Source organism: Mycobacterium sp., from assembly GCF_040398885.1.
GTDB lineage: Bacteria > Actinomycetota > Actinomycetes > Mycobacteriales > Mycobacteriaceae > Mycobacterium.
Genome location: NZ_JBBATF010000158.1, coordinates 1 through 7,152 on the forward strand (window position 1 = coordinate 1; position 7,152 = coordinate 7,152).

5 protein-coding genes are annotated in these 7,152 nt (G+C 70.9%); all 5 read right to left on the reverse strand.

Annotated features, from left to right (window positions below; translation table 11 throughout):
- Positions 1-310: 310 nt before the first annotated feature.
- Positions 311-1,153 (reverse strand): orotidine-5'-phosphate decarboxylase, encoded by an 843-nt coding sequence (pyrF, locus tag ADBZ5U_RS13310; RefSeq protein WP_526810930.1) that lies wholly within the window; start codon positions 1,151-1,153, stop codon positions 311-313.
- Positions 1,150-4,491 carry a carbamoyl-phosphate synthase large subunit gene (gene carB, locus ADBZ5U_RS13315; RefSeq protein ID WP_526810932.1) on the reverse strand — a complete coding sequence of 1,114 codons (3,342 nt, stop codon included), beginning with the start codon at positions 4,489-4,491 and terminating at the stop codon, positions 1,150-1,152. The genes pyrF and carB overlap by 4 nt, the downstream gene beginning before the upstream one ends.
- On the reverse strand, positions 4,492-5,616 hold the full coding sequence (gene carA / locus ADBZ5U_RS13320; protein ID WP_526810933.1) for a glutamine-hydrolyzing carbamoyl-phosphate synthase small subunit: 1,125 nt from the start codon (positions 5,614-5,616) through the stop codon (positions 4,492-4,494).
- Positions 5,613-6,131: a PH-like domain-containing protein gene (locus tag ADBZ5U_RS13325; RefSeq protein WP_526810935.1), complete on the reverse strand. Its 519-nt coding sequence runs from the start codon at positions 6,129-6,131 to the stop codon at positions 5,613-5,615. The genes carA and ADBZ5U_RS13325 overlap by 4 nt, the downstream gene beginning before the upstream one ends.
- On the reverse strand, positions 6,128-7,152 hold a 1,025-nt coding region (locus tag ADBZ5U_RS13330; RefSeq protein ID WP_526810937.1), incomplete at its 5' end, for a dihydroorotase. The genes ADBZ5U_RS13330 and ADBZ5U_RS13325, both read right to left, overlap by 4 nt.

A 7,152-nucleotide genomic window follows, 5' to 3' on the forward strand; every position in this document is an offset into this window, starting at 1 on the left:
CAGCCAGCGACGACGACCGTACCCACGCCTTCAGACGAAATCTAACCCGCCCCCCTGCTCGGAGGCGAAAACCCGCAGCGCAGGGCGGGGTGAACGCCCTGCCGAAGGCCCCGCCGGAACCCTCGGACCCGACCCCCGCGGCTGCCGCCGAATCGGACGGTCGCCAGGCCGAAAAACAGCTTTCACCTGCGGTTTCATCCGCCCCGGGAAGGCGCGCGGCGGAGGCGGCCGGCCGGGCCGGCCGGACCGCCGGAACTCGAATTCACCCCGATTCGACACGTCACGGCGTGTCGCGCGTGTCGCCGGTGTTTCAGGCCAGGTGCGCCACGGCGTCGCGCAGCCGTTCAGCGGCCGCCCGCAGCCCGTCCGGGCTCGGCCCGGCCCGCAGAATCTCCCTGGAGACCGCCGGAAGCAGCTGTCCCGGCCGGGCGCCTCCGAGTCCGGCCAGGGCGTCCGGACGTCCGCCCTGGGCCCCGACACCCGGCACCAGGACCGGGCCACCCAACGCGCTCAGGTCGGGGACCTCGGCGGGGTCCAGGGTGGCACCGACGACGACCCCCACCGATCCCGCGTCCGCGGCGGCGGCCCGGTTCACCGCGGCGGCCTGGTCGACGATGGACTGCGCGACGGTGGTGCGGGCGCCGGCACCTCCCCCGAGGACCGCGCGCTGGACACCGGCGCCCTCGGGGTTGGATGTGGCGGCGAGCACGAACACGCCCCGGCCGTTGGCGGCCGCGACCTCCAGCAGCGGCGCCAGCGAGCCGAAACCCAGATAGGGGGAGGCGGTGACGGCGTCGGCGGCCAACGGACCCCGGCCCGCCCAGGCCTGTGCGTAGGCGGCCATGGTCGATCCGATGTCGCCCCGCTTGGCGTCGGCGAGCACCAGCACGCCCGCCGACTGCAGCGCCGCCGTGGTCCGCTCCAACACGGCGAACCCGGCGGAGCCGTACGCCTCGAAGAAGGCGACCTGCGGCTTGACGACGGCGAAGCCGCCGAAGGCCTGCACGCAGCGTTCACAGAACCGGGACAGTCCCTCGGCCGTCGGTTCCAGGCCCCACTCGGCCATCAACCCCGGGTGCGGGTCGATACCCACGCAGAGCGGTCCGCGGGCGGCGATCGCCGCGGCCAGACGCCCACCGAACCCCTCGCTCATGCGCCGCCGATGAGGGCGTGCAGTTCCTGCAGCGAGCGCACCCCGATGTCGCCGCGGATGGCCGCCTCGATGCCCTGGACCGCCGCCGCCGCGCCCTGCACCGTGGTGATGCACGGGATGTTCATCGCCACCGCGGCGGAGCGGATCTCGTAGCCGTCGACGCGCGGGCCGGAGTTGCCGTACGGGGTGTTGATGACCATGCCGACCCGCCCGGCGTTGATGGCGTCGATCGCGGTCATCTCCGGCCGTCCTTCGCCGGGGGCCTCGAAGTGTTTGCGGACCAGGTCGCACGGAATCCCGTTTCGGCGCAACATCTCCGCGGTGCCTTCGGTGGCCAGCACCCGGAACCCCAGATCCGCGAGGCGCTTGACCGGGAAGACCAGGGACCGTTTGTCCCGGTTGGCCACCGACACGAACACCGTGCCCTCCAGTGGCAGGGACCCGTAGGCGGCGGTCTGGCTCTTGGCGAAGGCGCTGCCGAAGTCCTGGTCGATTCCCATCACCTCGCCGGTCGACTTCATCTCCGGTCCGAGCAGCGAGTCGACGCCGGAGCCGTCCGCCCGCCGGAACCGCCGGAACGGCAGCACCGCCTCCTTGACCGCGATCGGGGCGTTCGGGTCCGGCGTGGTCCCGTCGCCGTGGGCGGCCAGCAGGCCCTCCTCGCGCAGTTGGGAGATGCTCGCGCCCAACATGACTCGCGCGCAGGCTTTCGCCAGTGGAACCGCGGTGGCCTTGGAGACGAACGGGACGGTCCGACTGGCCCGCGGGTTGGCCTCCAGGACGTAGAGCACGTCGTCCTTGAGCGCGTACTGGACGTTGAGCAGGCCCACCACACCGACCCCGTGGGCGATGGCCTCGGTGGCCCGCCGCACCGCCTCGATGTCGCTGCGGCCCAACGTCACCGGCGGCAGGGCGCACGCCGAGTCCCCGGAGTGGATGCCGGCCTCCTCGATGTGCTCCATCACCCCGCCGATGTAGACCTCGGTGCCGTCGCACAGGGCGTCGACGTCGATCTCGATGGCGTCCTCGAGGAATCGGTCCACCAGTACCGGGTGCTCGGGAGAAAGCTGGGTGGCCCGGGTGATGTAGCCGTGCAGGGTCTTCTCGTCGTAGACGATCTCCATGCCACGCCCGCCCAGCACATAGGACGGTCGCACCAGCACCGGATAGCCGATCCGGGAGGCGATCTCGCGGGCCTCCTCGAAGCTGGTGGCGGTGCCGAACTTCGGCGCCGGCAGGCCCGCGTTGACCAGCACCTGGCCGAACCGGCCGCGGTCCTCGGCCAGGTCGATGGCCTCCGGGCGGGTGCCGACGATGGGCACGCCGGCCTTCTCCAGCCGGTGCGCCAGGCCCAGCGGGGTCTGCCCACCCAGTTGCACGATCGCCCCGACCACCCCGGGTCCGCCCTGGCCGGAGCCGGACTCGGCGTGGTAGACCTCCAGGACGTCCTCGAAGGTCAGCGGCTCGAAGTAGAGCCGGTCGGCGGTGTCGTAGTCGGTGGAGACCGTCTCGGGGTTGCAGTTGATCATCACCGTCTCGAACCCCGCCCGGCTCAGCGTGGTGGCGGCGTGCACGCAGCTGTAGTCGAACTCGATTCCCTGCCCGATCCGGTTGGGCCCGGAGCCCAGGATGAGGACCTTGGGCTTCTCGGTCTGCGGCGCCACCTCGGTCTCCGCCGCGGGGTCGAGCTCGTAGCTGGAGTAGTGGTAGGGCGTCTTGGCCTCGAACTCCGCCGCACAGGTGTCGACGGTCTTGAACACCGGGTGGATGCCCAACCGGTGGCGCAGCGCGCGCACCCCGTCCTCGCCGGCCAGTTCCGGGCGCAGAGCGGCGATCTGCCGGTCCGAAAGCCCGTTGTGCTTGGCCCGGCGCAGCAGCGCGGCGTCCAGGACCGGGGCGTCGAGCAGTTCGCCGCGCAGCGCCACCAGGGAGTTGATCTGCTCGACGAACCACGGGTCCACGCCGGAGGCCTCGGCGACCTGCTCCACCGCGGCCCCCATCCGAAGCGCCAGTTCGATGTCGTAGAGCCGGCCCTCGGTGGGGGTGCGCAGCCGGGTCAGAACGTCGTCGACCCAGCCGTCGTCATCAGGGCCGGTCCAGAACCCGGCGCGGGTGGTCTCCAGCGAGCGCATCACCTTGCCCAGGGCCTCGGTGAAGTTGCGGCCCAGCGACATCGCCTCGCCGACCGACTTCATGGTGGTGGTCAGGGTCGGGTCCGCGCCCGGGAACTTCTCGAAGGCGAACCGCGGCGCCTTGACCACCACGTAGTCCAGCGTCGGCTCGAAACAGGCCGGAGTCTGTTTGGTGATGTCGTTGAGGATCTCGTCGAGGGTGTAGCCGATGGCAAGCTTGGCGGCCATCTTCGCGATCGGGAAGCCGGTGGCCTTCGACGCCAGCGCCGAGGACCGCGACACCCGCGGGTTCATCTCGATGACGATCAGCCTGCCGTCTTTCGGGTCGACCGCGAACTGGATGTTGCAGCCGCCGGTGTCCACGCCCACCTCCCGCAGGATCGCGATGCCCAGATCGCGCATCACCTGGTACTCGCGGTCGGTCAGCGTCATGGCCGGGGCGACGGTCACCGAGTCGCCGGTGTGCACGCCCATCGGGTCGACGTTCTCGATCGAGCAGACCACCACGACGTTGTCGTTGCCGTCGCGCATCAACTCGAGTTCGTATTCCTTCCAGCCGTAGATCGACTCCTCCACCAGCACGTTGGCCGACGGCGAGGCGGCCAGGCCGTCACCGGCCATCCGTTCGACGTCGTCGAGGCTCTTGGCCATCCCCGAGCCCAGCCCGCCCATGGTGAACGACGGCCGCACCACCACCGGCAGGCCCAGTTCGGCGACGGTCTCGCGGACCTCCTCCATGGTGAAGCAGACCCGAGACCTGGCCGACTCGCCGCCCACCTTGGAGACGATGTCCTTGAACTTCTGCCGGTCCTCGCCGCGCTGGATGGCCTCGAAGTCCGCGCCGATCAGTTCCACGCCGTAACGCTCCAGAGCCCCGTTCTCGTACAGGGCGACGGCGGTGTTCAGCGCGGTCTGGCCGCCGAGGGTGGCCAGCAGGGCGTCGATCGGGATGCCGCGCTGCGCCTGTTGGGCGATCACCTTCTCGACGAACTCCGCGGTGATCGGCTCGACGTAGGTGTGGTCGGCGTACTCCGGGTCGGTCATGATCGTCGCCGGGTTGGAGTTGACCAGACTCACCGTCAGGCCCTCGGAGCGCAGCACCCGGCAGGCCTGGGTGCCGGAGTAGTCGAACTCGCAGGCCTGCCCGATCACGATGGGCCCGGACCCGATCACCAGCACATGCTTGAGGTCGGTTCGGCGTGGCATCTAGCGCTGTCCCTCCATCAGTTCGACGAACTGGTCGAACAGGTAATTGGCGTCGTGCGGGCCGGCGGCCGCCTCGGGGTGGTACTGCACCGAGAACGCGCGGCCGTCGACCAGTCGGACCCCCTCGACCACACCGTCGTTGGCGCAGGTGTGGCTGACGACGGCGGGGCCGAAGTCGGTGTCGAACCGCTCCCCCGCCTCACCCTCGAGGGCGAAGCCGTGGTTCTGGGCGGTGACCGCGACCCGGCCGGTGGCGTGGTCGATCACCGGGACGTTGATGCCGCGGTGGCCGAACACCATCTTGTAGGTGCCGCGACCCAGCGCACGGCCGAGGATCTGGTTGCCGAAACAGATTCCGAACAAAGGGATTCCGGCGCCCAGGACCTCGCGGGTGACCGCGACCACCCGGTCGGCGGTGGCCGGATCGCCGGGGCCGTTGGACAGGAACACCCCGTCCGGCTTCAACTCGGCGATCTGGTCGAAGGTGACCGAGGACGGCAGCACGTGGGTTCGGATGCCACGACGGGCGAAGTTGCGCGGGGTGTTGGTCTTGATGCCGAGGTCCAGTGCGGCGACGGTGAACCGATGCGGGCCGCGGGCATCGACGATGTAGCCCCCGCCGGTGCTCACCTCGCCGCACAGGTCGGCCCCCAGCATGCTGGGCTGGCCGCACACCCGGCGCAGAAGTTCGTCGTGGTCGGCCAGTGCCGGCCCGGAGAAGACGCCCGCCCGCATCGAGCCCTTGGTGCGCAGGTGCCGGACGATCGCGCGGGTGTCGACCCCGGCGACGCCGACGACGCCCTGGCGGGTCAGTTCCTCCTCCAGGGTCCCGGTGGCGCGCCAGTTCGAGGCCCGCGGGGACGGGTCGCGCACCACGTAGCCGGCCACCCAGATCTTGTCGTCACGACTCTCGCCGTCCTGGTGGTTCCACCCGGTGTTGCCGATCTGCGGGGCGGTGGCGACCACGATCTGGCGGTGGTAGCTGGGATCGGTGAGCGTCTCCTGGTAGCCCGACATTCCGGTCGAGAACACCGCCTCGCCGAGGGTCTGGCCCACCGCACCGAAGGCGGTGCCGGTGTAGACCCGGCCGTCCTCGAGGACCAGTACCGCCTTGGGATGGCTCACGCCGCAACTCCTGTCGTCCATCGGGTGTAGTCGTCGCGGTCCTCGCCGCGAAAGCCGGTGTCGATCTCGGTTCCCGACGGCAGCCGCCACCGGATCACCAGAATTCCCCCGGTCCCGTTCCCGCCGCCGGGCAACACCTTTCCGGCCAGACCGGGTTCGGTGCGCACACCGGTCACCGCATCCTCCGGGATCCAGATCGGCCCGGTCCCGCAGCGTTCCACCAGGATGCCCTCCGGGTAGCGGGTCAGCACCGCCTTGCACCGGTATCCCAGGTCGCCGACGTTGACCCGGTCCAGCCAGTTGGGCGCGATGGTGCAGCCCAGGTACAGCCCTGGGGTGGGCGCGACGACGGCCGGACCCACGAAGCCCGGCGCCGACGGCAGGGTCCCGATCAGTTCGGCCTGGCGTTCGGCCCGGCCCTTCCAGCCGCGCAGCATCCGGTGGATCACCACGCCGATTGCCACCACGATGACGAAGCCGAAGACACAGGTGCCGATGGCCGTGGCGGTGTTCACGGGTGGCGCACCTTGCCGTCCCGGGCCGTGATCCGCCCCCGCAGCAGGGTGGCGGTGACCGTGGCCGGCAGCGTCATGGCCTCGTACGGGGTGTTGGCCGAGCGACTGGCCAGCGCCGGTCCGTGCACCGTCCAGGTGGCGTCGGGGTCGACGACCGTCAGGTTGGCCGGTTCGCCGACCTCAAGCGGGCAGCCCTGGCCCTCCAGTCGTGCGATGCGAGAGGGGTTCTCGCTCATCACCCGCGCGACCCCGCGCCAGTCCAGCAGGCCGGGGGTCACCATGGTGGCCGCCACCACCGACAGCGCGGTCTGCAGTCCCAGCATGCCCGGCCGGGCGTTCGCGAACTCGCAGCGTTTCTCCTGCTCGGCATGCGGAGCGTGGTCGGTGGCCACGCAGTCGATCACGCCGTCGGCCAGGGCTCGGCGCAGCGCTTGCGCGTCGGCGGCCTCCCGAAGCGGCGGGTTGACCCGGTTGACCCCGTCGTAGCTGGAGAGCCTGCCGTCGTCGAGCATCAGATGATGCGGGGTGACCTCGGCGGTGATCGAGATACCCTGCTGCTTGGCCCATTTCAGGATTTCCACCGTCCCCGCGGTGGACGCATGACAGATGTGGACGCGGGCGCCGGCATCGCGGGCCAGCAGCGCGTCGCGGGCCACGATCGACTCCTCGGCGGCGCGCGGCCAGCCGGCCAGGCCGAGCCGGGCGGCGTTGGGCCCCTCGTGGGCGACCGCGCCGGCGGTCAGGCGCGGTTCCTCGGCGTGCTGGGCGATGAGCGCCCCGAGGCCGGCGGCGTACTCCAGGGCACGACGCATCACCAGCGGATCATGGACGCACACCCCGTCGTCGGAGAACATCCGGACCTGAGCGACACCGGCCGCCATCAGGCCCATCTCGGTCAGCTGCCTGCCGTCCAGGCCGTGGGTGACCGCACCGACGGGATGCACGTCGACCAGCCCGACCTGCTGACCGCGCCGCCACACATGGTCGGTGACCACCGGGCTGTCGGCGACCGGGTCGGTGT

Bases quoted from the DNA above. Each gene is read 5' to 3' on its own strand.
- pyrF (WP_526810930.1), bottom strand. From the start codon at position 1,153: ATGAGCGAGGGGTTCGGTGGGCGTCTGGCCGCGGCGATCGCCGCCCGC.
- carB (WP_526810932.1), bottom strand. From the start codon at position 4,491: ATGCCACGCCGAACCGACCTCAAGCATGTGCTGGTGATCGGGTCCGGG.